The organism is Sphingomonas sp. GM_Shp_1, from assembly GCF_026540895.1.
Classification (GTDB): Bacteria; Pseudomonadota; Alphaproteobacteria; order Sphingomonadales; family Sphingomonadaceae; genus Sphingomonas.
The window spans coordinates 57,413-81,324 of the sequence record NZ_JALNUR010000004.1; the positions used below are offsets into that span (position 1 = coordinate 57,413).

Genomic DNA, 23,912 nt, shown 5'->3' on the forward strand with positions numbered 1-23,912 from the left:
ACGCCATCATGGACAACATCATAAAGACCATCTTCGGACGGCTATCGATCGAGTCGCTACCGATCCACGAGCCCATCGTCGTCGGCACCTTCCTGGGTGTCGCGGTCGGCGGCATCGCGGTGCTGGCGCTCATCACCAAGTTCAAGCTGTGGGGCTATCTCTGGAAGGAGTGGTTCACCACCGTCGATCACAAGCGCATCGGGATCATGTATATGATCCTGGGCATCGTGATGCTGCTGCGCGGCTTTGCCGACGCCCTCATGATGCGCGGGCAGCAGGCGATCGCGTTCGGCGATAACCAGGGCTTCCTGAACTCGCACCACTATGATCAGGTGTTCACCGCCCACGGCGTCATCATGATCTTCTTCGTGGCGATGCCGATCATCACCGGACTGATGAACTATGTCGTGCCGCTCCAGATCGGCGCGCGCGACGTGTCCTTCCCGTATCTCAATAACTTGAGCTTCTGGATGACCGCGGGCGGCGTCGTGCTGGTCATGGCCTCGCTGTTCATCGGCGAGTTCGCGCGGACCGGCTGGCTGGCCTTCCCGCCCTTGTCGGAACTGGACTTCAGTCCCGATGTCGGTGTCGACTATTATATCTGGGCCTTGCAGGTGGCGGGTGTCGGTACGACCCTGTCGGGCATCAACCTGATCGCGACCATCATCAAGATGCGCGCGCCGGGCATGACCATGATGAAGCTGCCGGTGTTCTGCTGGACCTCGCTGTGCGCGAACGTCCTGATCGTCGCCAGCTTCCCCGTGCTGACCGCCACGCTCGTCCTGCTGTCGCTCGACCGCTATGTCGGCACCAACTTCTTCACGAACAATCTCGGCGGCAACCCGATGATGTACGTGAACCTGATCTGGATCTGGGGCCACCCGGAGGTATACATCCTGATCCTGCCGCTGTTCGGCGTGTTTTCGGAAGTGACCTCGACCTTCTCGGGCAAGCGGCTGTTCGGCTATACCTCGATGGTCTACGCCACGATCGTCATCACGATCCTGTCGTACTTGGTCTGGCTGCACCACTTCTTCACCATGGGTTCGGGCGCCAGCGTCAACTCGTTCTTCGGCATCACCACCATGGTGATTTCGATCCCGACGGGGGCGAAGATCTTCAACTGGCTGTTCACCATGTACAAGGGGCGCATCCGGTTCGAGCTGCCGATGATGTGGACCATCGCGTTCATGCTGACCTTCACCATCGGTGGCATGACCGGCGTTCTGCTGGCCGTACCGCCCGCCGACTTCGTGCTGCATAACTCGCTGTTCCTGATCGCGCACTTCCACAACGTGATCATCGGCGGCGTGCTGTTCGGTGCCTTCGCCGCGATCAACTATTGGTGGCCCAAGGCCTTCGGGTTCAAGCTCAACGAGTTCTGGGGCAAGGTGTCGTTCTGGCTGTGGGTCATCGGCTTCTGGGTCGCCTTCACGCCGCTCTACATCATGGGCCTGATGGGCGTGACGCGTCGCCTCCATCACTTCGACGACCCGTCGCTGCAAATCTACTTCGTCATCGCCCTGCTGGGCGGGTTGATGATCGCGGGCGGTATCGGGGCTTTCCTGGTCCAGATCGGCGTGTCGATCTGGAAGAAGGAAGAACTGCGCGACGTGACCGGCGATCCCTGGGACGGTCGTACGCTGGAATGGGCGACCTCGTCGCCGCCGCCGGACTACAACTTCGCGTTCACGCCGGTCATCCACGAGTTGGACGCTTGGTACGACATGAAGGACAAGAAGGCCGAGGCGCCGATCGAGGGCTATCGCGCGATCCACATGCCCAAGAACACGGGCACCGGCGTCATCATAGCCGGTCTGTCGACCGCCTTCGGCTTCGGGATGATCTGGTACATGTGGTGGCTGGCGGCCATCGCGCTGATCGGTGTCGTCGTCGTCGCCATCTGGCACACGTTCAACTATGACCGCGATTACTACATCCCCGTCGAGGAAGTCGTGGCAACGGAAAGCGAGCGGCGTCGCCTGCTCGGGCAGGGAGCCTGATCCATGTCGACCGACGTTCTGAGCGCCGATCCGGCAAAGAACCCGACCTATTATCTGGTCGAGGACGAGGATCATCATCACGAATCCGGTGGCTCGACCGCCATCGGCTTCTGGATGTACCTGATGAGCGACTGCCTCATCTTCGCCATCCTGTTCGCCACTTACGGCGTGCTGGGCACCAGCTATGCGGGCGGGCCGACCCCGCGGGAGATTTTCGAACTCCCGCTGGTCGCGCTCAACACCTCGATGCTGCTGCTATCGTCGATCACTTATGGCTTCGCCATGATCGCGATGGAGAAGAACCAGAAGTCGAACACGCTGATCTGGCTGGGCATCACCGGCCTGTTCGGCCTCGCCTTCCTGTCGATCGAGCTCTACGAATTCGCCAACCTCATCCATGAGGGCGCGGGTCCGCAGCGTTCGGCCTTCCTGTCGTCCTTCTTCACGCTGGTCGGCACGCACGGCCTGCACGTCACCTTCGGCTCGATCTGGTTGGTCACGCTGATGGTGCAGGTGGGCCGCTTCGGCCTGATCGAGGCGAACAAGCGTCGCCTGATGTGCCTGTCGATGTTCTGGCACTTCCTGGACGTCGTCTGGATCGGCGTCTTCACCTTTGTCTATCTGCTGGGAGTTCTCCGTTGAGCGCTCATCCTCCCCATGGTCATGGCGACCACGCCAATCTGGACCATGATCTCCACGCGCATGGCGATACCCATGGCCATGGCTCGATGAAGGGTTACATGATCGGCTTCGTGCTGTCGGTGATCCTGACGGCCATCCCGTTCTGGGCGGTCATGACCGGCGCGCTGGGCGACACCCAGACGACCGCCTTGGTCATCATGGGCCTGGCCTTCGTCCAGATCGTCGTCCACATGATCTACTTCCTCCACATGAACACCAAGTCGGAGGGTGGCTGGACGATGATGGCGCTGGTGTTTACCGCTGTCCTGGTCGTCATCACGCTGAGCGGATCGATCTGGGTCATGTATCACATGAACACCAACATGATGCCGGACATGGCCGCCCAATTGGGCGGCGGCATGTAATGGCCGATGCTGGCGTCAGCGGAGAGCGGCGCGGCCGCTCGCCGCTGGTGCCGGCGATCCTGACCGCGATCGGCCTGGCCCTGATCGCGGCTTTCCTGTCGCTCGGCGTGTGGCAGTTGCAGCGCCGGGTTTGGAAGCTGGACCTGATCGCCAAGGTCGATGCCCGGCTCCACGCCGCCCCGGTCGCGGCTCCCCCGACCGCCGGTCCCGAGGACGTCTATCGCCGGGTCACCGCGACGGGCACCTTCCGCAACGATCGCGAGACGTTCGTCCAGGCGGTTACCGAGAAGGGACCGGGCTATTGGGTCCTGACGCCGCTGGTCGGACCGCGCTTCACCATCCTAGTCAACCGTGGTTTCGTGCCCGCCGAGCGCCGGGCCGATCATGACCGCCCGACTGGACCGGTCCGCGTCACCGGACTCGTCCGGATCAGCGAGCCGAAAGGGGCGTTCCTCCGCTCGAACGATCCGGTGGCCGATCGCTGGTATTCGCGCGATGTTGAGGCGATCGCGGCGGCCAAGCAATTGGGCCCCGTCGCTCCGTATTTCATCGACGCCGACGCCACGCCCAATCCGGGCGGCTATCCGGTCGGCGGGCTGACGGTCGTCGCCTTCCGCAACAGCCATTTGTCCTATGCGCTGACCTGGTTCGCGCTGGCGATCCTGACCGTCGTCGGGCTGGTCATCCTGTGGAGGCGGGGCCGCGAGTGACCGGCGTCCCGCCTTTCCTGCCGTTCACCATCCGCCCGCGCGAAGCGGATGCGACGGCGGGGACGGCGAATATGCGCCAGTTGATCCACCTTCGCTGGATGGCGGTGGCGGGACAGTTGGTGACGATCCTGTTCGTCAACCGGGTCATGGGCGTTCAGCTTCCCGTGGTGGCCATGATGGGCGTGCTCGGCATGGCGGTGGCGATCAATCTGCTCAGCCATTTCCGCCTGCGCTTCCATCGGATCACCAACACCGAGCTGCTCTTCGCACTGATGTTCGATGTCGGCACGTTGACGCTTCAGCTGTTCCTGGCGGGTGGCGCGACCAACCCGTTCATCTCGCTCTATCTCATCCAGGTGGTGTTGGGCGCGGTCCTGCTGGAGACTTGGTCCGCCTGGGCGCTGGCGGGGATCACCGGCGTCTGCTTCGGCCTGTTGTCGCTCCACCATCGGCCGCTGGCATTTCCGCCATGGCTGTTCGGCGACATCGCCGGGCTGCATACGCTGGGCAATTGGTTGAGCTTCGCGATCGTCGCGGGCCTCCTGATCCTGTTCGTCACCCGCATCAGCCACAATCTCCGCCAGAGCGCGGCGCGGCTGGCCGATCTGCGCGAGCAGGCGTCGGAGGAGGAGCATATCGTCCGCATGGGCCTGCTCGCCTCGGGCGCGGCGCATGAACTGGGCACGCCGCTGGCCAGCCTGTCGGTGATCCTGAGCGATTGGCGGCGGGTGCCCAAGCTTCGCGACGACGCCGAACTCATGGGCGAGATCGCCGAGATGCAGGCCGAGGTCCAGCGCTGCAAGGCCATCGTCACCCGCATCCTTCAGTCCGCCGGAGAGCCGCGCGGTGAGGCGGCGGAGCTGTCCGAGGTCGGGCGCTTCATCGACACGATCGTCGGCGAGTGGCGGCAAAGCCATGCCCAGGTAGCGCTCGATTATCAGCGGACCGACGATGACGCGGCGATCGTGTCCGATCCCGCGATCAAGCAGGCGGTGTGGAACGTGCTCGACAATGCGGCGGAGGCGTCGCCGCACTGGGTCGGGCTGTCGGTCACGCGCGAGGGCGGGGCGGTCGCCGTCCGGGTCACCGATCGGGGGCCGGGCTTCACCACTTCCACCCTGTCGCAGGTCGGCCGTCCGCAGCAATCGACCAAGGGGGAGGGGCACGGCGTCGGCCTGTTCCTGGTCTCCAGCGTAGTGCGCAAGCTGGGCGGACGGGTGGAGGCCGCCAATCGGCCGGAGGGTGGCGCGGTCGTCACCCTGACACTACCTCTGAGCATGATCGGCTTATCGGATCGGGAGGCATGATGGACGAGGAACGGTCCCTGGTAATCGTCGAGGATGACGAGACCTTCGCGCGCACGCTGCAACGCTCCTTCGAGCGGCGGGGCTATCGTGTGTGGGTGGCGCATGGGCCGGATGCGCTGGTCGGGGTCCTGTCGGAGACGACGCCGCGCTATGCGGTGGTCGACCTGAAGCTCGGTCAGGCGTCGGGGCTCGCCTGCGTCCAGACGCTCCATGCGCACGACCCGGAGATGCTGATCGTCGTGCTGACCGGTTTTGCCAGCATCGCGACGGCGGTCGAGGCGATCAAGCTCGGCGCGTGCCATTATCTCGCCAAGCCGTCCAACACCGACGATATCGAAGCCGCCTTCCACAAGGCAGGTGGCGATACGACGACCGCGATCACCGACCGGCCCAGTTCGATCAAGACGCTGGAATGGGAGCGGATCAACGAGACTCTGGCCGAAACCAACTTCAATATTTCCGAAACCGCGCGTCGGCTGGGCATGCACCGCCGGACGCTGGCCCGGAAGCTGGAGAAGCGCCACGTTCCATAGGGCAGGTGGAGGGGTATCGGCTCATCGAGCGGGATACCCCTCCGTCAGGCCTCCGGCCTGCCACCTCCCCTTACAGGGGAGGAATTGAGACAGGTATCAGCGCTTCTTTTCGGCGGCGATCCAGTCGGCGATCTTCTTTTCCAGAACCGGCATGGGCAATGCGCCGGTGTCCAGCACTTCCGCATGGAAGCGACGCGGATCGAACTTCGCGCCCAACTCCGCCTTGGCCTGGGCCTTCAGGCGGCTGATGGTCAACTGCCCGATCTTGTAGGCGAGAGCCTGACCCGGAATGGCGATATAGCGCTCCACCTCGGCGGTCGCGTCGGTTCGCGCCATGGGGGAGTTGGCAAGCATATAGTCGATCGCCTGATCGCGGGTCCAACCCTTGGCGTGAATGCCGGTATCGACCACGAGCCGCATCGCGCGCAACATCTCGTCGTTCAGGCCGCCCATGCGCTGATAGGGGTCGGTCTCCATTCCGAGTTCGGGCCAGAGCGTCTCGGCATAGAGCGCCCAGCCTTCGGCATAGGCGGTGTTGCCGCCGAACCGCATGAAGGCGGGAAGCGCCGCATTTTCCTGCGCCAGGCTGATCTGGAAATGATGCCCCGGTACCGCCTCGTGCAGATAGAGCGTTTCCATCTCCCACATATAGCGCGAGGGGAGATCATAGGTGTTGTAGTAGAATACGCCCGGCCGGGTCCCGTCCGGTGTGCCGCCCTGATAGGAGCCGCCCGCGTCCGTCTTCTCCTTGAAGGCGGGGACGGGCCGGATTTCCAGCGCGGTCTTGGGGATCAGCGAGAATTGCTCGCGGATGCGCGCATCGACGCGCCGTCCGATCGCCTCATAGCCTTCGCGCAGTTGCGCCGCCGATTTGGGCTGAAAACGCGCATCCGTGCGCAGGAAGGTGAAGAATTCGGGCAGGCTGCCCTTGAACCCGACCGCCTGCTTCTGAACCTCCATCGCCTTCAGGATACGTGCGACCTCGGACAGGCCGAGCTGGTGCACGTCTTCCGCCTTGAGCGGCAGGGTCGTGTTCTGCTCGATCAGATAGGAATAGAGCTTATCGCCGCCCGGCATACCGACAAGCCCCACCGAGTCGCGCGCGGCGGGAAGATAGGTATCGGCCAGGAAGCTGCGCATCCGCTTTTCGGCGGGGACGATGACGTCGCGGATCTGGGTCGCATAGGCCGCCTTCAGCCGGGTCTGCTCGGCGGCCGGGATCGTGGCGGGGAAACGCTTGAGCGGTCCGTAAAAGGTGGAGTCCTCCACCGGCACCGCCAGCAGATTGCGGAACTGCGCGATCATGTTGCGCACGACCAGCTTGGGCTGCACGACGCCGCTCTTCATACCCTGCCGAAAGCGTTCGATCGCCTCGTCCAGCAGATGGGCATATTCGAAGTTGCGCTTCAGGTTATTGTCGTAATCCGCCACCGTGTTGAACGGGGCCGCGCCCTGGCCCGAAGCGAATTCGGGATAGAAGGTCTGGATACCGAAGAAATGGTCCATCGGCCGCACGATGGTCAGCGCGACGAGCGACGGATCGAGTCCCTTCAGCGTCGTTTCGGTCTGCTGGTGGAACACGTCATAGGCGATCTGGTTCGTCGGGGTCAGCCTGGCGCGGTCGACCTGGCCGAGGCGCTTCAGATCGCTTTCCGCTGCCGCGCGCTCCGCTGCGATCCAGGCGTCCGAGAAGAAATCGCCGATCCGGTCGGCTTGGCGCATATCGCCCCGGAACAGCCCGTTGATCGGGCTGCGCACCAGACTGGCCTCGTCGCTGTCGTGGAAAAGCTGCTTTAGCCGCGCGTCCTGCTGCCCTTCGCCGGGGAGGGTCGGGGACGGGGGAATGGCCTGTGCGGCTAGTGGCGTGGCGGGGAGGGTAAGCGAAAGGAGCAGGGCGGCGAGGGAAGGGTGGCGCAAGCGTATATCCCGTTCAAAAGCGGACAAGCCATCTTGGTAGAAAGCCCGCCCGTCGCCCGCAAGCCACCGTCCATCGCCGCATGAAGGAAAAGGCGCCTGGCGATCCTATCGGTTCACCGGGCGCCTTTTCGACGTCATCAGATGGCGGTGTCGGTCGGCTTGTTCGTCGCTGCCTTCGCTGCCGCAGAGCCGGCGTTGCTGGCGACCTTGACGACATCGTCGAGGAGCGAGCGGGCACGATCCTTCGCCGCGTCCTTGGTCAGGCCCGCATTCTCCAACTCACGCAGGCCCGTCTCGCGCGCCGCCTGCGTCGCCTGGCGGATCGTCTCGCCTAGCTTCTTGCCGAGCGGGGCGAGCAATTCCTTCTCACGCGCAGATCGCGGCAACATCGCACCCGCGATCACGCCGACCGCCAGGCCGCCGACCAGAATGCCCAGCGGGTTGGCCTCGATGGTCTGGGCGGTCTTGTGCGCCAGTTCACCGGCCTTGTCCTTGGCATCGTGATAAGCCTGCGACGCGGTTTCGCGACCATGATCCAGCTTCTCGCGAAGGCGGTCGGTCTGCTGTTCGTTCTGGGTTTCGGTGGTCATTGCGAACATCCTTCTGGGCTATGTCGCCGATGGTCGCCCATCGGCGGGCCAAATCAGCGCTTGCGCTTGAACAGGCGGGCGATCCGCCGACGATTGAGCAGCAGGCCGAGAACCGCGACGCCGCCGGCGACGGTCGCCGGATTGCTCTTCGCGCAGTCCAGGCTCGACTTGGCGGCGGACAGTCCGGCTTCCTTGGCTTGCGCAGCCAGGGCTTGGGGCTCCAACCGCGCCTGGAGACGCGATACGGTGTGGTTCATCCGCTCACGAGCGGCCGCGGCCCGGACTTCGGCTTCGGCGACGGTCATGCCTTCCCTCCCGACAGGCGGGACTTGCCGACCATCGCCAGGATTCCGGCGACGACCAGCACGAGGCCGACCACGATCAACGTCGCGCCCAAGGGCCCCGTCATAGGGGTCAGCGCGAAGATCAGCCCGACGAGCAGCGCGATCAACGCCGCCAGCGCCAGCACGGCAGCCGCCCCGACAAAGATCGCCGCGCTGCGATAGCGCCCGATCTTGTCCGAGGCGCGCGCCTTGGCCAGATCGATTTCCGCCGTGATATAGGACCGGCCGTCATCGACCAGTTGCGATACCAGCGACGTCAGCGTCTCCGGGTCCGATCTCGTCGCCGACAGGGGAGCGGTGACGCGGGTCACGCGGCCGCGTCGACCGACTGGCGGGTCTCGACGCCCGACTGGACGACGCGCGCCAGCACGAAGCCGAGCGCGGCTGCGATGCCGATCGCGACCGCCGGACTCTTCGTCACGAAGGCGCGGGCATCGTCGATCAGTTCCTCGACATCCTTGTCCTTGATCGCACCCGAGAAGGACGTGACGGTGTCGGCGGCCGAGCGGGCATATTGGCCATATTGGCTGCCCAGCTTCTCGTCGACCTGAACGGCGGCATCGTTCAGGAGCTGTGCCACCTGATCGAGCGCCGACCCGGCCTTGGCCTTGCCGTCGCCGGCGAGCGCATGGATCTTGTCGACCGCCTGCTGCTGAACCTTGGTCGCACCTTCCTTCACCTGCTGCTTGGCGTCGGACAGGGTGTTCGTGCTCTTGGCGGCGTCCTCCGTGCCGAACGCCTCGGGCGCGGCATTGGGGGCCGCAACTTCGGGCGCGACGGCGGTGTTGGTCGCGAAACCGGGAGTGCTACCCTGCGATGGGGGGAAGATATTGTCCGTGTCGGCCATGGGGAATCCTTTCCTCTTTGGCCCGGATGACCGGGCAGTTCGCCTCTTAACCCCGGCGGCGGAACGACGGTTCCATGCTTTCGCGCAATTGCCCTTCGTGCGGTCACACGATAGAGCCCGCCGGGACCTTCAAGGCTGATGTAGGAGCATCGTTACGTGACCGCAATCATCGACATCCACGGGCGCCAGATCCTGGACAGCCGCGGCAATCCCACGGTCGAGGTGGACGTTCTGCTCGAAGACGGCAGCTTTGGCCGCGCGGCCGTGCCCTCGGGCGCGTCGACCGGCGCGCATGAGGCGGTCGAAAAGCGTGACGGCGACAAGAGCCGCTGGATGGGCAAGGGCGTCGAAGCCGCCGTCGAGGCGGTCAATGACGAGATCGCCGACGCCATCATCGGCCTCGACGCCGAGGATCAGGCCGATCTCGACCGCGCGATGATCGAGCTGGACGGTACCGAGAACAAGGGCCGCCTGGGCGCCAACGCGATCCTAGGCGTCAGCCTGGCGGCGGCCAAGGCCGCGGCGGAAGCGCGTGGCCTGCCGCTGTACAAATATGTCGGCGGCGTCTCGGCGCATCTGCTGCCCGTGCCGATGATGAACATCATCAACGGCGGCGAGCATGCCGACAATCCGATCGACTTCCAGGAATTCATGATCATGCCCGTCGGGGCGGACAGCATCATGGAGGCGGTCCGCTGCGGCTCGGAAATCTTCCATACCTTGAAGAAGGCGCTGCACGAAAAGGGCCTGGCGACCGGTGTGGGCGACGAGGGTGGCTTCGCGCCCAACATCGCGTCGACCACCGAAGCGCTCGACTTCATCATGGCCTCGGTCGAGAAGGCCGGGTACAAGCCGGGCGACGACGTGATGATCGCGCTCGACTGCGCCGCGACCGAGTTCTTCAAGGACGGCAAGTATAACATCTCGGGCGAGGGCAAGATTCTGTCGAGCCATGAGATGGCCGAATATCTCGCCGACCTGACCCGCCGCTATCCCATCCTGTCGATCGAGGACGGCATGGCCGAGGACGATTGGGAAGGCTGGAAGGCGCTGACCGACCTGATCGGCGACAAGGTCCAGCTGGTCGGCGACGATCTGTTCGTCACCAACCCCAAGCGCCTGAAGCAGGGCATCGACGGCGGTTATGCCAACTCGCTGCTGGTCAAGGTCAACCAGATCGGCACGCTGACCGAGACGCTGGAGGCCGTGTCGCTGGCGCAGCGCTCGCGCTACACCGCCGTCATGTCGCACCGTTCGGGCGAAACCGAGGATTCGACCATCGCCGATCTGGCGGTCGCCACCAACTGCGGTCAGATCAAGACGGGCAGCCTCGCGCGCTCGGACCGGCTCGCCAAGTACAACCAGCTGATCCGGATCGAGGAAGAGTTGGGCGATGCGGCGCGCTATGCGGGTCGTGACGTGTTGATCCGCGCTTGAAATCGAGGGGCGTCGGTACGACAATGGCCGCTGTGACCAGAAAGTCGACGCCTTTCATGCGGACCATGCGGCGGGCAGCCTTGCCCGCCCTTGGGCTGACCATCGTCGCGTTCTTCGGCGCCTATGCGGTGCTGGGGCGCAACGGTCTGCTGGCTTATGGCGAGTATCAGCGCCAGCTGGTGAAGCGTGAGCAGGATTATGCCGCGCTCGACAAGAAGCGGACGGTGCTGAAGAACCGCGTCGCCCTGCTCGACCCCGACCATGCCAATCCGGACATGGTGGACGAGATGGTGCGCAAGGAACTGAACGTCGCCCATCCGGACGAGGTCATCGTTCCGCTGAAATGAGAAGGGCGGCCCCGCGAGGCCGCCCTTTCCCTATCATCGACCCAGGAAGGTCAGCAGGTCGCTGGTGAGGCGATCGCCATGCGTGACGTTCAGGCCGTGCGGCGCGCCGTCATACTCCACAAGCTGCGAATGGGCGATGCCCGCCGCCGCCGCGCGACCCGCCGGGTCGATCGGCACGGTCTGGTCGCCGGTGCCGTGGACGATCAGGGTCGGCACGCGGAAGGCGGGCAGGTCCGGGCGGAAGTCGGTCTGGCTGAACGCCTCCGCACACGCCAAAGTGGGCTTGAGCCCCGCCTGCATCGCGACATTGGTCGCCCAGTCGAGCACCTCGTCGCTGACCGGGCTGGTGATATAGCCGACGCCGAAGAACTGCTTGAAGAAGGTGTGGCGCAGGAAATGCGCGCGGTCGTCGCGCAGCCCCTGGCCGATCTGGTCGAAGACCGACTGGTCGGTGCCCTGGGGATTGTCGTCCGTCTTGGGCATATAGGGCACGACCGAGGCGATCAGCCCGGCGGCGATCACGCCCTTGCCGTCATGGCGGCTCATATAGCGCGCAACCTCGCCGCCACCCATCGAGAAGCCGATGACCGCCGCATCCTCGGCGCCCGTCGCCTCCAGCACATCGGCCAGATCGTCCGACAGCGTATCATAGTCATAGCCCGACCAAGGCTGGCCGGAACGCCCGAAGCCGCGGCGGTCATAGGCGATGGCGCGGAAGCCCGCCTCGGCGAGCGCCATCATCTGGGCATCCCACATGTCGGCGGATAGCGGCCAGCCATGGAGCAGGACGACGGGGCGACCTTCGCCCCAATCCTTGACATAGATATCGGTACCGTCGCGCGTCTTCACATATGGCATCGTCTGCTCCTGAGCATTCGTGCGGGAAAGGTGCAGCGTGAACGGACCGCCCGATAAGCCGTTCCGTCCGGGCGGTGGCAGCACATGTCGATCGAATCGCTTCGATTTTCGTGGTTCTTCGCGGCGCAGAGGCCGCCATGACGATAAAGCTGCCGTAACGCATTGCCAGTGTCGCGTGATGAAGTCACATTCCCGCCCATCGGAGCACAGGACGGAGCGTAACGGATGCAGGGATGGCGGTGGATGCTGGCGGGATCGATGTTCGCCAGCCAGATTGCGACGGGAGCGGCGATGGCGCAGACGAACCAGATGACCGAGAATGATCCCTATATCTGGCTGGAGGACAAGGACGGCGCCAAGGCCCTGTCCTGGGTGGAGGCGGAGAATGCCAAGACCCTGCCGCGGCTTCAGAACGATCCGCGCTATCAGACCTTCTATGGCGAGGCATTGGCCATCGCCTCGGCCAAGGATCGCATTCCAATGCCGGGCCAGATGTATGGGCGGATCGTCAATTTCTGGCGCGATGCCGACCATCCGCAGGGCCTATGGCGGTGGACGACCGAGGCCGACTATGCCTCGCCCGATCCGAAATGGACGACGCTGCTGGACCTCGACGCGCTGAGCAAGGCGGAGGGCAAGAAATGGGTGTGGAAGGGCGTCAACTGCCTCAGCCCCGAGGAGCGTCTTTGCCTGGTTGCGCTGTCCGAGGGCGGTGAGGACGCGATCGAATATCGCGAATTCGACATGCAGACCGGGCAGTTCGTACCGAAGGGCTTCCGCCTGTCGACCTCGAAGCAGGGCGCGGCGTGGCTGGACAAGGACACGCTGCTGGTCAGCCGCGACTGGGGGCAGGGGACGCTGACCAAGTCCAGCTATCCCTTCGTCGTGAAGATGGTGAAGCGTGGCGCGCCGCTGTCGCAGGCGACCGAGATTTTCCGGGGCGCGCCCTCGGACGAGCTCGGCACCTATGCCAGCGTGTTGACCGATGCGAAGGGCAACCGCGCCGTGGTGATCGAGCGACGGCAGACCTTCTTCGGCGGCGACAAGCTGTTCTGGACGCCGACGGGCGGCGCGAAGCCCATCGCCATGCCCGCGCGCGCCTTTCCGTCCGGCATGGTCGATGGGCGCGTGATCTTCCAGACCAGCGACCCCTGGGGCGAGCATCCGGCGGGCTCGGTCGTATGGGCGCCGCTGTCCGAACTGGAAGCGGGCCGGATCGCGCCGCGCGCGCTGTTCACACCGACCGATCGGCAGGCGGTGGAAGGGGTGTCGACCACCAGGGACCGGGTGGTCGTGACCTATATCGACAATGTCCGGGGCCGCGCGAGCGTGTTCTCGCCACAGGGCGCGGCGTGGTCGTCGACGGCGGTTCCGGTGCCGGATAATATGGCGGTCGATGTCGTCAGCACCAGCGACCGTTCGGACGTCGTCTATCTTGCGACGGCGGGTTTCACGACGCCGACCGTGCTGTCGCGTTTCGATGCGGGCCGCGCTGCCGCGCCGCAAGTGCTGAAGACGCTGCCCGCGCGTTTCGATGCGGCCGGCACGACGGTTCATCAATATGAGGCGACCTCCACCGACGGGACGAAGATCCCGTATTTCGTCGTCCTGCCCAAGGGCACGAAGCTGGACGGCACCACGCCGACGCTGATGACCGCCTATGGCGGGTTCGAGATCGCCCGGCTGCCGACCTATCTCGGTGCGACCGGCAAGATCTGGATCGAGCGGGGCGGGGCGTTCGTGCTCGCCAATATCCGGGGCGGCGGCGAATTCGGGCCGAAATGGCATGACGCGGGTCGCAAGACCAAGCGCCAGATCATCTATGACGATTTCGCCTCGGTCGCGAAGGACCTGTTCGCGCGGAAGATCACCAGTGCGCAGAAGCTGGGCATCTATGGCGGGTCGAATGGCGGGCTGCTGATGGGTGTCGAGCTGACCCAGCATCCCGAATTGTGGAAGGCGGTGACCATCCAGGTGCCGTTGCTCGACATGGTCCGTTACCAGAAGATCGCGGCGGGCGATTCGTGGAAGGACGAATATGGCTCGATCGACGTGCCGGAAGAGGCCGCGTTTCTTCGCAAGATTTCGCCCTATGCCAATATCCGCAAAGGCGTCGCCTATCCCGAGCCCTATATCTGGACGACGACGAAGGACGACCGCGTCGGACCGCAGCATGCGCGCAAGTTCGCCGCGCGGCTGGCGGAATATGGCATCCCCTATCTCTTCTACGAAGACACGGCGGGCGGCCATTCGGGCGATGCCGATATCGCGCAAGGGGCGCGGCTGAACGCGCAGCAGATGGTCTATTTCGCGCAGAAGCTGATGGATACGCCCAAGCGTTGAGGTCGGAAGGCCGGGCGGGTAGCGCCGCTCGGTCGCTTCCCGTATGACGTATGCGGCAATAATCTTCTTGCTGCGTTGCGGCAGGATGGGCAAATGCAGGGCATGACCGATATGACGACGACCGAGCGCCGTCCGGCTGAGCCGGCGGCTGGCGCTCCCGCCATCATCTTCGAAGCGATCGTCAAGATGCAGGCGGTGTCTGCCATGTACAATCGCGGCGAGGTGGTGCTGGCGCCTCACGTGATCTTCACCCGCCACGACGAGCTTTATGTCGATGCGACGACGATCGAGCGCGATGGCAAGCCGCCGCGCGAGGAGAAGATGGGGACGTTCAAGCTGGCTGGGCTGGGTTCGCTGCGCCTGACACCGCGTCGCTTCACTGTGAGTTCTCTGTTCGAGCGCGACGCGGACAAATATCAGAATGCCGCTCTTATGATGGTCGAGCCTGGCTGACCTTGAGCAGAACGGTGCCGCGCCCCTCGATAATGGAGCGCGGCGCCGATATCGTCAGCGACAGCGGACTTGGTTCTGGTCGATCGAGCGACCGGCCAGCGCGCCGCCCGCAGCACCGAGCAGCGTCGCGATCGTGCTGCTGCGACCACCTACCAGATTGCCGAGGATACCACCGGCCGCACCGCCGATGATCAGGCCGGTCGTTCCGTCCGAGCGGCGGCAATAATAGCGGCCATCGGTCCCGGCATAGACCCGGTCCTGCGGCTGGAGCACGCGCTCGCGATATTGCGGGCCGTCGCGATAGTCGCCGACCGGATCGTAATAGGGCTCGCCATTGCCGTCATAGCCATCGGCGGGACGCGGCGGGGCGACGCGATACCCGCCGGGGCCACCGGGCGGTGGCGGAGCGGGACGATAGTCGCCATCGTCATATCCGCCCCGGTCGCGCCGGGACTGATACAGATCCACCTCCTGCCGATAGATTTGATATTCCCGGTCGAACCGCGCCTGCGCCGCGCGGAACCGCGCATCGTCGGCGCCGGATTGCGCGGTGGCGGGAACGGCCGTGACGACGACGGCGGTCGAGATTGCTGCGATGGCCAGACGACGAAAGCCCATCGATCCTATCCTCCATGCCCGGACAATCGGGCCATGCGACCGATACGGACACGAATTGATATGGTTCCTGAACGGCGTCGCGCCCGCATCACCCCTTGTTGACGAAACTGTCCATCACCCGCTTGCGACCCGCCTGTTCGAAGTCGATCTCCAGCTTGTTGCCCTCGATCGCCGCGATCTGACCATAGCCGAATTTCTGGTGGAACACCCGTTCTCCCAGGCTCAGGTCATCGCGCCCCTTCTGGCCCAGGCCCACGGACGGCGCGCGCGACTCGACCACGCGGGCGGGGCGGCCCTGGAGTCCGTTCTGGCTGGTCGCCGCACGCTGCCATCCCGGCCCGCGCCCTGTGCCGCGCCCGATATCGGCAAAGGGGTCGGCATGTTCGGACCAGTTGGCGCGCCACAGGCTTTCGCCGCCGGTCATGCTCGTCTCGCTGTCGATATGTTCGGGCGGAAGTTCGCCGACGAAGCGGCTGGGCAGGCTGGAGGTCCACTGACCATAGATGCGGCGATTGGCGGCGTGGAGGATCACCGCTTTGCGCCGCGCCCGCGTGATGGCGACATAGGCCAGCCGGCGTTCCTCCTCCAGGCTGCGCGTACCGCCCTCATCGATCGCGCGCTGCGAGGGGAACAGCCCTTCCTCCCATCCGGCGAGGAACACCGTGTCGAACTCCAGCCCCTTGGCGGCGTGGATCGTCATGATGGTCACCTCGGGTTCGCGTTGGTCGCCATCGCGGTCCATCACCAGCGAGACATGCTCTAGGAACGCGCCGAGCGACTCGTAATCCTCCATCGCGCGGACGAGTTCGGACAGGTTCTCCAGCCGCCCGGCGGCCTCGGCCGACTTCTCGTTCTGGTACATGGCGGTATAGCCGCTTTCGTCCAGCATCTGCCGCGCCAGTTCGGGATGGGCGAGGTCGCGCGCCATGTCGCGCCAGCGGGCGATGTCGCCGATCAGATTGCCCAGGCTCCGCCGCGCCTGAGGGGTCAATTCGTCGGTATCGAGGATGCGCGCCGACGCGATGGTCAGCGGCAACCCCTCCGCCCGCGCCAATTGGTGGATCTTCGCCAGTGCCTTGTCGCCCAGCCCCCGCTTGGGGACGTTGACGATCCGCTCGAACGCCAGATCGTCCGATGGCTGGTTGACGATGCGCAGATAGGCGAGCGCATCGCGGATTTCGGCGCGCTCGTAGAAGCGGAAGCCGCCGACGATCCTATAGGGCAAGCCGATCGCGATGAACCGGTCCTCGAACTCGCGGGTCTGGTGCGAGGCGCGGACGAGAATCGCGATATCACCGTAAGAGGTGCCGGAACGCTTCGCCGCCTCGATCTCCTCGCCGACGCGCCGCGCTTCCTCGGGACCGTCCCAGACGCCGAGCACACGTACCTTCTCGCCGACGTCGAGTTCGGTCCACAGCGTCTTGCCCAACCGCCCGCCATTATGGGCGATCACCCCTGACGCCGCGCCCAGGATATGCGGGGTCGAGCGGTAATTCTGCTCCAGCCGGATGACCTTAGCGCCGGGAAAGTCCCGCTCGAACCGCAGGATATTCTCCACCTGCGCGCCGCGCCACGAGTAGATGGACTGGTCGTCATCGCCGACGCAGGCGATGTTCTTGCGCGCCTGGGCCAGCAATCGCAGCCAGAGATACTGGACGCTGTTGGTGTCCTGATACTCGTCCACCATGATGTAGCGGAAGCGCTGCTGATAATGCTCCAGCACGTCGCGATGCGTCTTCAATATGGTGAGCATATGGAGCAGCAGGTCGCCGAAGTCGCAGGCGTTCACGCTGCGCAACCGGTCCTGATACTGCCGGTAGAGATCGGCCCCCTGTCCGTTGGCGTAGCGTTCGGCCTCGCCCGCGTCGATGTCGCCGGGGACCAGCCCCTTGTTCTTCCACTCGTCAATCAGACCTCCCAGCGCGCGCGCCGGAAAACGCTTCTCATCGATATCGGCCGCGATGATCAGCTGCTTGAGCAGCCGAAGCTGATCGTCGGTGTCGAGAATGGTGAAATTGGATTGCAGCCCGACCAGTTCGGCATGACGGCGCAGCATCTTGGCACCGATGGCGTGGAAGGTGCCGAGCCATGGCATCCCCTCCACCGCATCGCCGACCAGCCGCCCGACACGCTCGCGCATTTCCCGGGCGGCCTTGTTGGTAAAGGTCACAGACAGGATCTCCGACGGCCAGGCCTTGCGCGTATAGAGCAGATGCGCCAGCCGCGCGGTCAGCGCCGCGGTCTTGCCGGTCCCCGCGCCCGCCAGCACCAGCACGGGGCCGTCGGTGGTCAGCACCGCCTCCCGCTGGGCCGGGTTGAGCGTCCGCAGATAGGGATAATCGGCCAGCGACGCGGCGGGATCGGAAGAAGCAACGGTCATCGCGAACAGTTAGGGAACGTTTGCAGCTGGGGCAACCACGGGCTGCATCTGTTTCGCGCGGCCCCGGGTGCAATCGTCATCATGCCGTCGCACACCCGACGCGAAAGCGACACGCATCCCGCCTAGAGGCGCTGCGTGCCGACGAGGACCGGGGCGCTTCAGATGCGCTCACGGACCCGTGACGGGCATGACCCGATGCAGGAGCTGAAACCGATGAAGAATCTCTGTGCGGTCGCCTTGGCGGCCCTTCTTTTCGCGCCCTCCGTCCAGGCAGCGGAGCGCCAGACCGTCACCGCCTCTATCCCTCATGCCGATCTCGATCTGCGCCGGGCGGATCACCGTACGATGCTGGACGCGCGTATCCGTCATGCCGCGACCCTCGCCTGCGGGCCGATGACCACCGACCTGGCCGTCAACGCCGACGTGGCGCGGTGCCGCAAGGAAATGCGTGCCGATGCCGCGATCAAGGTCACCGCGCTGACGACGCAGGCCCCGGTCGCGCTCGCCAGCAATCAATAGGATCATGAGAAACCGACGACCGGGCGACGCGTCGTCTCGCCTGGTCGTGTTTCTTTGCGGGACAGACCGAAATCGATAGCGGTCGCCGTCATCAAAGTGTCACTTCGGGGGCGCAACGCAGTATCGTCATGACAAGTTTTGCGCTCGCCGGTGGCCAATCCGAATCCCGCGCTCGCGGACCGCGCCTCGATGCCGGGCTCCATCCCATGGGGCGGTGGATATTCGCCGGGCTGCTGGTCGGCGGCCTCGGCTATGCTGGCTATAGCATCCTGGTCGACACCGCCCGGGTCGGCGAGCCGATGGCGATCGGCGTCTTCGCCTTTCTCGGCCTAGCGCTGCTGATCGCGCTGGGGTTCGAGTTCGTGAACGGGTTTCACGACACCGCCAACGCCGTGGCGACCGTGATCTATACCCATTCCATGCCCGCGCCGTTGGCCGTCGTCTGGTCGGGCTTCTTCAATTTCCTCGGGGTCCTCTTCTCGACCGGGGCGGTCGCCTATTCGATCATCACGCTGTTGCCGATCGACCTGATGCTCCATGTCGGATCGGGGGCGGGCTTCGCGATGATCTTCGCGCTGTTGCTGGCGGCGGTGCTGTGGAACTTGGCGACATGGGCGGTCGGCCTGCCCAATTCGTCCAGCCATGCGCTGATCGGATCGATCCTGGGCGTAGGTCTCGCCAACCAGCTATTGTCCGATATTCCCGGCACGTCGGGCGTGGACATGGCTCAGGTGCAGAAGGTGCTGTCGGCCCTGTTGTTCAGCCCGTTGATCGGCTTCGCGGGTGCGCTGCTGCTGTTGCTGGTGATGAAGCGTTTCCTGCGCAACGACCGGCTGTATCGCGAGCCGGAGGGGAACGCCCCGCCGCCGCGCGGCATCCGGGCGCTGCTGATCTTCACCTGCACGGCGGTCAGCTTCGCGCATGGCGGCAATGACGGGCAGAAGGGCATGGGGCTCATCATGCTGATCCTCATCGGCTGCGCGCCGACCGCCTATGCGTTGAACCGCACCTTGCCGGAGAGCGCCATGCCCGCCTTCGTGCGGAGTGCACAGGTCGCCTCGGCCGCCTATGCCGCGCATGGCGCGGGCGGGACTCCCTCCATCGACCGAGCGCGTGAAGCCGTCGTCGCCGGTGTCCGCGCCAAGACCGTCGACAAGCCCGAGGTCTATACCGGCCTTGCGGTCCTCTCGCGCGATATCGGCGATCGGATCGGCAATTATGGTGCGCTGAGCCGCGTGCCCGCCGCCGCCGTGCCCAATCTGCGCAACGACATGTACCTCGTCCTCGATACCACGCGGATGATCACCAAGAGCGAAGGCGCCAAGAGCCGCTTCACCGCAACCGAGATCGAGTCGCTCGACGGCTATGCCAAGGAACTGGAGCGCGGCACTCGCTACATCCCGCTCTGGGTGAAGGTGACGGTCGCGCTGGCGCTGGGCCTGGGCACGATGGTGGGATGGAAGCGGATCGTGGTCACGGTCGGCGAACGGATCGGCAAGACCCATCTGACCTATGGCATGGGAGCCGCCGCCGAACTGACGACCGCGGCGACCATCCTGATGGCCGAGTTCATGGGGCGCCCCGTCTCTACCACCCATATCCTGACCTCGGGCGTCGCGGGCGCCTCGGTGGCGAACGGCGCGGGGCTTCAGGTGCGGACGATCCGCAACATGGTGCTCGCCTGGGTCCTGACGCTGCCCGCCGCGATGCTGCTGTCGGGCCTGCTATACTGGATGATGCTGGGGTTGGCGGGCGTGCTGAGCCGTTAAATCGGCCATGACCCCCGCGATCCGGGCGATTTTGACCGGATAGGTCTTTACGGAACCGTTCCGCTTCTGCACGGGCGATGCATGACCCAAGCATCGCCCCCGTCGCACCGTCATATCCTGCTGGCCAGCCTGACCGGTACGGCAGTCGAATTCTATGATTTCTATATCTATGCGACGGCGGCGGCGCTGGTCTTCGGCCCGCTATTCTTTCCGGCGTCGTCCGCAACGGCGCAGTTGCTGCTGTCCTATGCCAGTTTCGGCCTGGCCTTCGTCGCGCGTCCGGTCGGCGCCATCGCCTTCGGTCATTTCGGCGATCGGGTAGGCCGCAAGTCGACCCTGGTGGTCAGCCTGATGCTGATGGGCGGATCGACGGTCGCGATCGCCTTTCTGCCCACCTATGCGCAGGCCGGATGGGTCGCGCCTTTGCTGCTCTGCATGGCGCGGCTGGGGCAGGGGCTCGGCCTGGGCGGAGAATGGGGCGGCGCGGCGCTGCTCGCCGTCGAGAATGCGCCGCCGGGTCGCCGCAACACCTGGGGCATGTTCCCGCCGCTGGGTGCGCCGGTGGGGTTCATCCTGGCGAACGGTTTCTTTCTGCTGCTCGGACTGATCCTGACCGATGCGCAGTTCCGCGCCTGGGGCTGGCGCCTGCCGTTTCTCGCAAGCGCGGTCCTCGTGATCTTGGGGCTATGGGTCCGGCTTCGCCTGACCGAAACGCCCGATTTCGCCGAGGCCAAGCGGACCGAGGCCCTGCCCCGCATACCCTTCGCCACGCTGGTGCAGGATCATGGCCGCGCGCTGCTGGCGGGGACGGGGGGCGTGGTCGCGTGCTTCGCGATCTTCTATCTCGCGACCGCCTTTGCGCTCGGCTACGGCACGACCGTGCTGGGCTATCCACGCGAAGGATTTCTGGGGGTTCAGCTCGTCGCGATCCTGTTCCTGGCGCTTGGTGTCATCATCTCCAGCGTGATGGCCGATCGACGCGGCGCGCCGATGATGCTGGCGCTGGGTTTCGCCGGTTGCGTGCTCGTCGGGCTGGTCATGGGGCCGATGCTGGGTGCGGGGTCCCTGGCCGTCGTGTTCGTCTGGCTGGCGCTGGCGCTGTTCGTCATGGGCTTCGCTTATGGGCCGCTCGGCGGATGGCTGCCCGCCCTGTTCCCGGCGGGGGTGCGCTATACCGGCGTGTCGATGACGTTCAATCTGGGCGGCATCATCGGCGGCGCGCTGGCGCCCATCGCCGCGCAGGCGCTGACCGAGCGGGGCGGGCTGAACTTCGTCGGCGGTTATCTGGTCGCCGCCGGTCTGCTCAGCCTCGCCGGGCTCGCCCTGATGCGCGGAAAGACGGTTCAGGCCTGACGCAGCAGGGTCAGCCGCGCCTTGCCATGGACGCGTGAGGCATCGACGGTGAAGCCCGCGACCTCGATTTCCTCCTGCTTGGCGGTCTCGATGCTGACCCAGGTGCCCACGCCGACCCAACCGAGCCGCGCCAGCTTGTCGAGCGCCACGCTGCCCGCGCCGGTGCCATAGGGCGGGTCCATCAGGATCAGGTCGAGCGGCTGGCGCGCGGGGCCCAGCGCCATGACGGAGGCGGCGCGAACGTCGCCCTTGGCGCCCAGCTTGTCGAGATTGGCGCGGAGGGCATCCAGCGCGCCGCGATCCTGCTCGACGAACAGGCACGAACCGGCCCCGCGCGACAGCGCCTCGATCCCCAGCGCGCCCGAGCCCGCGAAGAAATCGCCGACCGCCAGCCCATCGAAATCACCCAGCCGCGCGGTCAGCATGGAGAATAGCGCTTCCCGCGTCCGATCGGCGGTCGGTCGGGTCACGTCGCCCTTGGGTGCGACCAGCGGGCGGCCCCGCCACTGTCCGGCAATGACCCGCATCAGCGACCTCCTCGCGGACGACCGCCGGGGCCGCCGGTCGGTCGGTTGTTGCTCCGCCCGTCACGCGCGGGGCGACCCGGCCGCGCCGAAGGGGACGCGCCGCCGCGATCCGGCCGATCGCCCCGCTCCGGGCGCTGGTCGGTCGTACGCTTGGCGAAGGGCTTGCCCCGGTCGCCACCGGCGGGACGCCCGGCTGGACGCTCCCCGCCGCGCTCATTGGCCGTGAACCGGTCCTGCCGCGGGGATGGCGGTCCCTTGCCGCGCACAGGACGCTCGCCGCGCTGCGGGCGGTCGTCGGAGGGGCGGGTGGCGAAAGGCTTGCCGCGCTCGCCACCACGGTCATTGGGCGTGAACCGCTCTTGCCGCGCCGACGGCGATCCGGTGCCGCGCGCTGGCCGCTCGCCTCGCTCTTCACGAACCCCGGCTCCCCGGTTGACGAAAGGCTTGCCCCGATCTCCTTGGGCGGGCCGCCCGGTCGGACGCTCACCACGGCGTTCCTTGGGGGCAAACCGGCTGTCACGGGTGGAAGGGGTTCCGGCGGCACGCACGGGACGCTCTCCGGGCGCGCTTGCGGGCCGAGGCGTTCGATCCCGGCGCTCCGTATCATCACGCTCCGGGCGCGCGCGCGGCGGGGCCGTCCGGCTCGGCGGCGCTCGAAAACCGGCGCGCGGCGTGGGACGAACGGCATCGGCGGGAATGCCGCCCTCCAGCGTCCTGCGAAACTCGACGATCGCCGATCCCTTCACCTCGCCAATCTCACCAACCGGCAAGTCTTCAAGGACGAAGGGGCCATAACGCAGACGGATCAACCGGCTGACCTGCAGGCCCAGATGTTCGAGGACGCGGCGGACTTCGCGGTTCTTGCCCTCGCGCAGCGTCATCTCGATCCAGACATTGGCGCCCGTCCGCCGCTCCAGATTGGCGTCGATCTGGCCATAGCGGATGCCGTCGATCTCGATGCCGTGGATCAGCTCCTCAAGCTGCGCCTGGCTCACCTCGCCATAGGCGCGGGCGCGATAGGTTCGCTCGACGCCGGTCGCGGGCAGTTCCAACTGGCGCTTGAACCCGCCGTCGGTGGTCAGCAGCAGCAACCCTTCGGTGTTCACGTCCAGCCGTCCGACGGGCACCAGCCGGGGCAATCCTGCGGGAAGCCGGTCATAGATGGTCGGCCGCCCCATCGGGTCGCGTTCGGTCACGAGAAGCCCGGTCGGCTTGTTGAACAGGAACAGCCGGGTCGGCTCCGGTGCGGCGACGGGATCGCCGTCCACCGTGACGCCGTCGAGCGAGGAGAGCAGGGTCGCTGGCGTGTCGATGACCGTGCCGTTCAGGGCGATCCGCCCCTCGGCGATCATCCGCTCGACCTCTCGACGCGATGCGACACCGGCCCGGGCCAGCAGCTTGGCGATACGTTGATCTGATGTCATGATCGACGCTGATACATAGGGTATGGGCCAAAGGAAATTAATTGCGTCGTTTCGGCTGGACAAAGCGTTACGGCGAGGAGTGGGGCAAGAAAGACGGGCCGATAGAGGGATGAAATTCTTCGGGCGAAAAAAGCGGCAGCTGGTCAAGCTGCTCGTGGTCGAGGACGAACCGCTGGTCGCGTTCGATACCGAGCATGTGCTGGTCGATGCCGATTATGAGATCGTCGCCACAGTCGATCAGGTCAGCAAGGCCGTCACCCTGATCGAGGGGGGCGCCGCCATCGACCTGGTGCTCGCGGATGTCCGGCTGGCGGACGGCAGCGGTGTCGACGTCGCCAGAGCGGCACACGCCCGTGACATCCCCGTCCTCTTCCTCACCGGCACGCCACCCGACGGGGTGGAAGATTTGGCCGAGGGCATCCTGATGAAGCCCTATGGCTCGCGCGAACTGCTCGGCGCCATCGCTGCGATCGAGGAGCGGCGGACCGGCAAATCGCCCGGCCGTCTGCCCGCCGGATTTCGCCTGTTCGCCCGCGCCTGATCGACGCCCCGTTGCCGGGCGCGACCAAGCCCTCTACGGTCCGCGC

24 protein-coding genes are annotated in these 23,912 nt (G+C 65.6%); 14 read left to right on the top strand and 10 right to left on the bottom strand.

What is annotated here, in order from left to right; translation table 11 throughout:
• Positions 1-8: 8 nt before the first annotated feature.
• The 6 genes from cyoB to OXQ33_RS03670 are packed head-to-tail and all read left to right on the top strand — an operon-like array spanning position 9 to position 5,599.
• Positions 9-2,003, top strand: coding sequence for a cytochrome o ubiquinol oxidase subunit I (gene cyoB, locus OXQ33_RS03645; RefSeq protein WP_267433330.1), 1,995 nt, complete (start codon positions 9-11; stop codon positions 2,001-2,003).
• A 3-nt stretch (positions 2,004-2,006) separates the two neighbouring features.
• On the top strand, positions 2,007-2,645 hold the full coding sequence (gene cyoC, locus OXQ33_RS03650) for a cytochrome o ubiquinol oxidase subunit III (protein ID WP_007403230.1): 639 nt from the start codon (positions 2,007-2,009) through the stop codon (positions 2,643-2,645).
• A gap of 38 nt (positions 2,646-2,683) precedes the next feature.
• Positions 2,684-3,049: a cytochrome o ubiquinol oxidase subunit IV gene (cyoD, locus tag OXQ33_RS03655; RefSeq protein WP_267433461.1), complete on the top strand. Its 366-nt coding sequence runs from the start codon at positions 2,684-2,686 to the stop codon at positions 3,047-3,049.
• On the top strand, positions 3,049-3,759 hold the full coding sequence (locus OXQ33_RS03660; RefSeq protein WP_267433331.1) for an SURF1 family protein: 711 nt from the start codon (positions 3,049-3,051) through the stop codon (positions 3,757-3,759). Before cyoD ends, OXQ33_RS03660 begins: the two co-directional genes overlap by 1 nt.
• Positions 3,756-5,066 (top strand): ATP-binding protein, encoded by a 1,311-nt coding sequence (locus OXQ33_RS03665; RefSeq protein ID WP_267433332.1) that lies wholly within the window; start codon positions 3,756-3,758, stop codon positions 5,064-5,066. Before OXQ33_RS03660 ends, OXQ33_RS03665 begins: the two co-directional genes overlap by 4 nt.
• On the top strand, positions 5,066-5,599 hold the full coding sequence (locus OXQ33_RS03670) for a response regulator transcription factor (RefSeq protein WP_267433462.1): 534 nt from the start codon (positions 5,066-5,068) through the stop codon (positions 5,597-5,599). Before OXQ33_RS03665 ends, OXQ33_RS03670 begins: the two co-directional genes overlap by 1 nt.
• A gap of 96 nt (positions 5,600-5,695) precedes the next feature.
• Here the strand turns inward: OXQ33_RS03670 and OXQ33_RS03675 are convergent, their stop codons facing one another.
• The 5 genes from OXQ33_RS03675 to OXQ33_RS03695 all read right to left on the bottom strand — a co-directional run bounded on the left by OXQ33_RS03675 (position 5,696) and on the right by OXQ33_RS03695 (position 9,297).
• Positions 5,696-7,516, bottom strand: a complete 1,821-nt coding sequence (locus tag OXQ33_RS03675; RefSeq protein WP_267433333.1) for a DUF885 domain-containing protein — start codon at positions 7,514-7,516, stop codon at positions 5,696-5,698.
• A gap of 137 nt (positions 7,517-7,653) precedes the next feature.
• Positions 7,654-8,106 carry a hypothetical protein gene (locus tag OXQ33_RS03680; RefSeq protein ID WP_267433334.1) on the bottom strand — a complete coding sequence of 151 codons (453 nt, stop codon included), beginning with the start codon at positions 8,104-8,106 and terminating at the stop codon, positions 7,654-7,656.
• A gap of 53 nt (positions 8,107-8,159) precedes the next feature.
• Positions 8,160-8,411, bottom strand: coding sequence for a DUF3618 domain-containing protein (locus OXQ33_RS03685; RefSeq protein WP_267433335.1), 252 nt, complete (start codon positions 8,409-8,411; stop codon positions 8,160-8,162).
• A complete protein-coding gene (locus OXQ33_RS03690) occupies positions 8,408-8,761 on the bottom strand; it encodes a phage holin family protein (RefSeq protein ID WP_267433336.1) in 354 nt (117 codons plus the stop codon). The genes OXQ33_RS03685 and OXQ33_RS03690 overlap by 4 nt, the downstream gene beginning before the upstream one ends.
• Positions 8,758-9,297 (bottom strand): hypothetical protein, encoded by a 540-nt coding sequence (locus OXQ33_RS03695; RefSeq protein ID WP_267433337.1) that lies wholly within the window; start codon positions 9,295-9,297, stop codon positions 8,758-8,760. Before OXQ33_RS03695 ends, OXQ33_RS03690 begins: the two co-directional genes overlap by 4 nt.
• Before the next feature lie 156 nt (positions 9,298-9,453).
• Here OXQ33_RS03695 and eno point away from each other — a divergent pair, with 156 nt between their 5' ends.
• The gene (gene eno, locus OXQ33_RS03700) at positions 9,454-10,734 is read left to right on the top strand and encodes a phosphopyruvate hydratase (protein WP_267433338.1); all 1,281 of its coding nucleotides are present in this window, start codon (positions 9,454-9,456) and stop codon (positions 10,732-10,734) included.
• Positions 10,735-10,790: 56 nt separating this feature from the next.
• The gene (locus tag OXQ33_RS03705) at positions 10,791-11,081 is read left to right on the top strand and encodes a septum formation initiator family protein (RefSeq protein WP_267433339.1); all 291 of its coding nucleotides are present in this window, start codon (positions 10,791-10,793) and stop codon (positions 11,079-11,081) included.
• A gap of 33 nt (positions 11,082-11,114) precedes the next feature.
• On the opposite strand, the gene OXQ33_RS03710 is transcribed toward OXQ33_RS03705, so the two are convergent.
• Complete coding sequence (locus tag OXQ33_RS03710) at positions 11,115-11,939, bottom strand: alpha/beta hydrolase (protein ID WP_267433340.1); 825 nt, start codon at positions 11,937-11,939, stop codon at positions 11,115-11,117.
• Between the two features lie 225 nt (positions 11,940-12,164).
• On the opposite strand from OXQ33_RS03710, the gene OXQ33_RS03715 reads away from it, so the two are divergent.
• Positions 12,165-14,282: a prolyl oligopeptidase family serine peptidase gene (locus OXQ33_RS03715; protein ID WP_267433341.1), complete on the top strand. Its 2,118-nt coding sequence runs from the start codon at positions 12,165-12,167 to the stop codon at positions 14,280-14,282.
• Positions 14,283-14,393: 111 nt separating this feature from the next.
• On the top strand, positions 14,394-14,735 hold the full coding sequence (locus tag OXQ33_RS03720) for a hypothetical protein (RefSeq protein ID WP_267433463.1): 342 nt from the start codon (positions 14,394-14,396) through the stop codon (positions 14,733-14,735).
• Between the two features lie 54 nt (positions 14,736-14,789).
• On the opposite strand, the gene OXQ33_RS03725 is transcribed toward OXQ33_RS03720, so the two are convergent.
• Positions 14,790-15,353, bottom strand: a complete 564-nt coding sequence (locus tag OXQ33_RS03725) for a glycine zipper 2TM domain-containing protein (RefSeq protein ID WP_267433342.1) — start codon at positions 15,351-15,353, stop codon at positions 14,790-14,792.
• A gap of 88 nt (positions 15,354-15,441) precedes the next feature.
• Positions 15,442-17,733, bottom strand: coding sequence for a UvrD-helicase domain-containing protein (locus tag OXQ33_RS03730; RefSeq protein ID WP_267433343.1), 2,292 nt, complete (start codon positions 17,731-17,733; stop codon positions 15,442-15,444).
• Between the two features lie 162 nt (positions 17,734-17,895).
• On the opposite strand from OXQ33_RS03730, the gene OXQ33_RS03735 reads away from it, so the two are divergent.
• From OXQ33_RS03735 to OXQ33_RS03745, 3 genes are all read left to right on the top strand, one after another.
• Complete coding sequence (locus OXQ33_RS03735; RefSeq protein WP_267433344.1) at positions 17,896-18,252, top strand: UrcA family protein; 357 nt, start codon at positions 17,896-17,898, stop codon at positions 18,250-18,252.
• Between the two features lie 206 nt (positions 18,253-18,458).
• On the top strand, positions 18,459-20,021 hold the full coding sequence (locus OXQ33_RS03740; RefSeq protein ID WP_267433345.1) for an inorganic phosphate transporter: 1,563 nt from the start codon (positions 18,459-18,461) through the stop codon (positions 20,019-20,021).
• An 81-nt stretch (positions 20,022-20,102) separates the two neighbouring features.
• Positions 20,103-21,374, top strand: a complete 1,272-nt coding sequence (locus OXQ33_RS03745; RefSeq protein WP_267433346.1) for an MFS transporter — start codon at positions 20,103-20,105, stop codon at positions 21,372-21,374.
• Here OXQ33_RS03745 and rsmD read toward each other — a convergent pair.
• On the bottom strand, positions 21,365-21,901 hold the full coding sequence (gene rsmD, locus OXQ33_RS03750) for a 16S rRNA (guanine(966)-N(2))-methyltransferase RsmD (RefSeq protein WP_267433347.1): 537 nt from the start codon (positions 21,899-21,901) through the stop codon (positions 21,365-21,367). The genes OXQ33_RS03745 and rsmD overlap by 10 nt on opposite strands.
• On the bottom strand, positions 21,901-23,325 hold the full coding sequence (locus OXQ33_RS03755) for a pseudouridine synthase (protein WP_267433348.1): 1,425 nt from the start codon (positions 23,323-23,325) through the stop codon (positions 21,901-21,903). Before OXQ33_RS03755 ends, rsmD begins: the two co-directional genes overlap by 1 nt.
• 109 nt (positions 23,326-23,434) lie before the next feature.
• On the opposite strand from OXQ33_RS03755, the gene OXQ33_RS03760 reads away from it, so the two are divergent.
• Positions 23,435-23,866, top strand: a complete 432-nt coding sequence (locus OXQ33_RS03760; RefSeq protein WP_267433349.1) for a response regulator — start codon at positions 23,435-23,437, stop codon at positions 23,864-23,866.
• The last annotated feature ends 46 nt before the right edge of the window (positions 23,867-23,912 follow it).

Excerpts from the sequence above, each read along its gene's own strand:
- cyoB (WP_267433330.1), top strand. The coding sequence starts at position 9 with ATGGACAACATCATAAAGACCATCTTCGGACGGCTATCGATCGAGTCG.
- cyoC (WP_007403230.1), top strand. The coding sequence starts at position 2,007 with ATGTCGACCGACGTTCTGAGCGCCGATCCGGCAAAGAACCCGACCTAT.
- OXQ33_RS03660 (WP_267433331.1), top strand. The coding sequence starts at position 3,049 with ATGGCCGATGCTGGCGTCAGCGGAGAGCGGCGCGGCCGCTCGCCGCTG.
- OXQ33_RS03670 (WP_267433462.1), top strand. The coding sequence starts at position 5,066 with ATGGACGAGGAACGGTCCCTGGTAATCGTCGAGGATGACGAGACCTTC.
- OXQ33_RS03680 (WP_267433334.1), bottom strand. The coding sequence starts at position 8,106 with ATGACCACCGAAACCCAGAACGAACAGCAGACCGACCGCCTTCGCGAG.
- OXQ33_RS03685 (WP_267433335.1), bottom strand. The coding sequence starts at position 8,411 with ATGACCGTCGCCGAAGCCGAAGTCCGGGCCGCGGCCGCTCGTGAGCGG.
- OXQ33_RS03695 (WP_267433337.1), bottom strand. The coding sequence starts at position 9,297 with ATGGCCGACACGGACAATATCTTCCCCCCATCGCAGGGTAGCACTCCC.
- OXQ33_RS03705 (WP_267433339.1), top strand. The coding sequence starts at position 10,791 with ATGCGGACCATGCGGCGGGCAGCCTTGCCCGCCCTTGGGCTGACCATC.
- OXQ33_RS03710 (WP_267433340.1), bottom strand. The coding sequence starts at position 11,939 with ATGCCATATGTGAAGACGCGCGACGGTACCGATATCTATGTCAAGGAT.
- OXQ33_RS03715 (WP_267433341.1), top strand. The coding sequence starts at position 12,165 with ATGCAGGGATGGCGGTGGATGCTGGCGGGATCGATGTTCGCCAGCCAG.
- OXQ33_RS03720 (WP_267433463.1), top strand. The coding sequence starts at position 14,394 with ATGACGACGACCGAGCGCCGTCCGGCTGAGCCGGCGGCTGGCGCTCCC.
- OXQ33_RS03725 (WP_267433342.1), bottom strand. The coding sequence starts at position 15,353 with ATGGGCTTTCGTCGTCTGGCCATCGCAGCAATCTCGACCGCCGTCGTC.
- OXQ33_RS03730 (WP_267433343.1), bottom strand. The coding sequence starts at position 17,733 with ATGACCGTTGCTTCTTCCGATCCCGCCGCGTCGCTGGCCGATTATCCC.
- OXQ33_RS03735 (WP_267433344.1), top strand. The coding sequence starts at position 17,896 with ATGCGCTCACGGACCCGTGACGGGCATGACCCGATGCAGGAGCTGAAA.
- OXQ33_RS03740 (WP_267433345.1), top strand. The coding sequence starts at position 18,459 with ATGGGGCGGTGGATATTCGCCGGGCTGCTGGTCGGCGGCCTCGGCTAT.
- OXQ33_RS03745 (WP_267433346.1), top strand. The coding sequence starts at position 20,103 with ATGACCCAAGCATCGCCCCCGTCGCACCGTCATATCCTGCTGGCCAGC.
- rsmD (WP_267433347.1), bottom strand. The coding sequence starts at position 21,901 with ATGCGGGTCATTGCCGGACAGTGGCGGGGCCGCCCGCTGGTCGCACCC.
- OXQ33_RS03755 (WP_267433348.1), bottom strand. The coding sequence starts at position 23,325 with ATGACATCAGATCAACGTATCGCCAAGCTGCTGGCCCGGGCCGGTGTC.
- OXQ33_RS03760 (WP_267433349.1), top strand. The coding sequence starts at position 23,435 with ATGAAATTCTTCGGGCGAAAAAAGCGGCAGCTGGTCAAGCTGCTCGTG.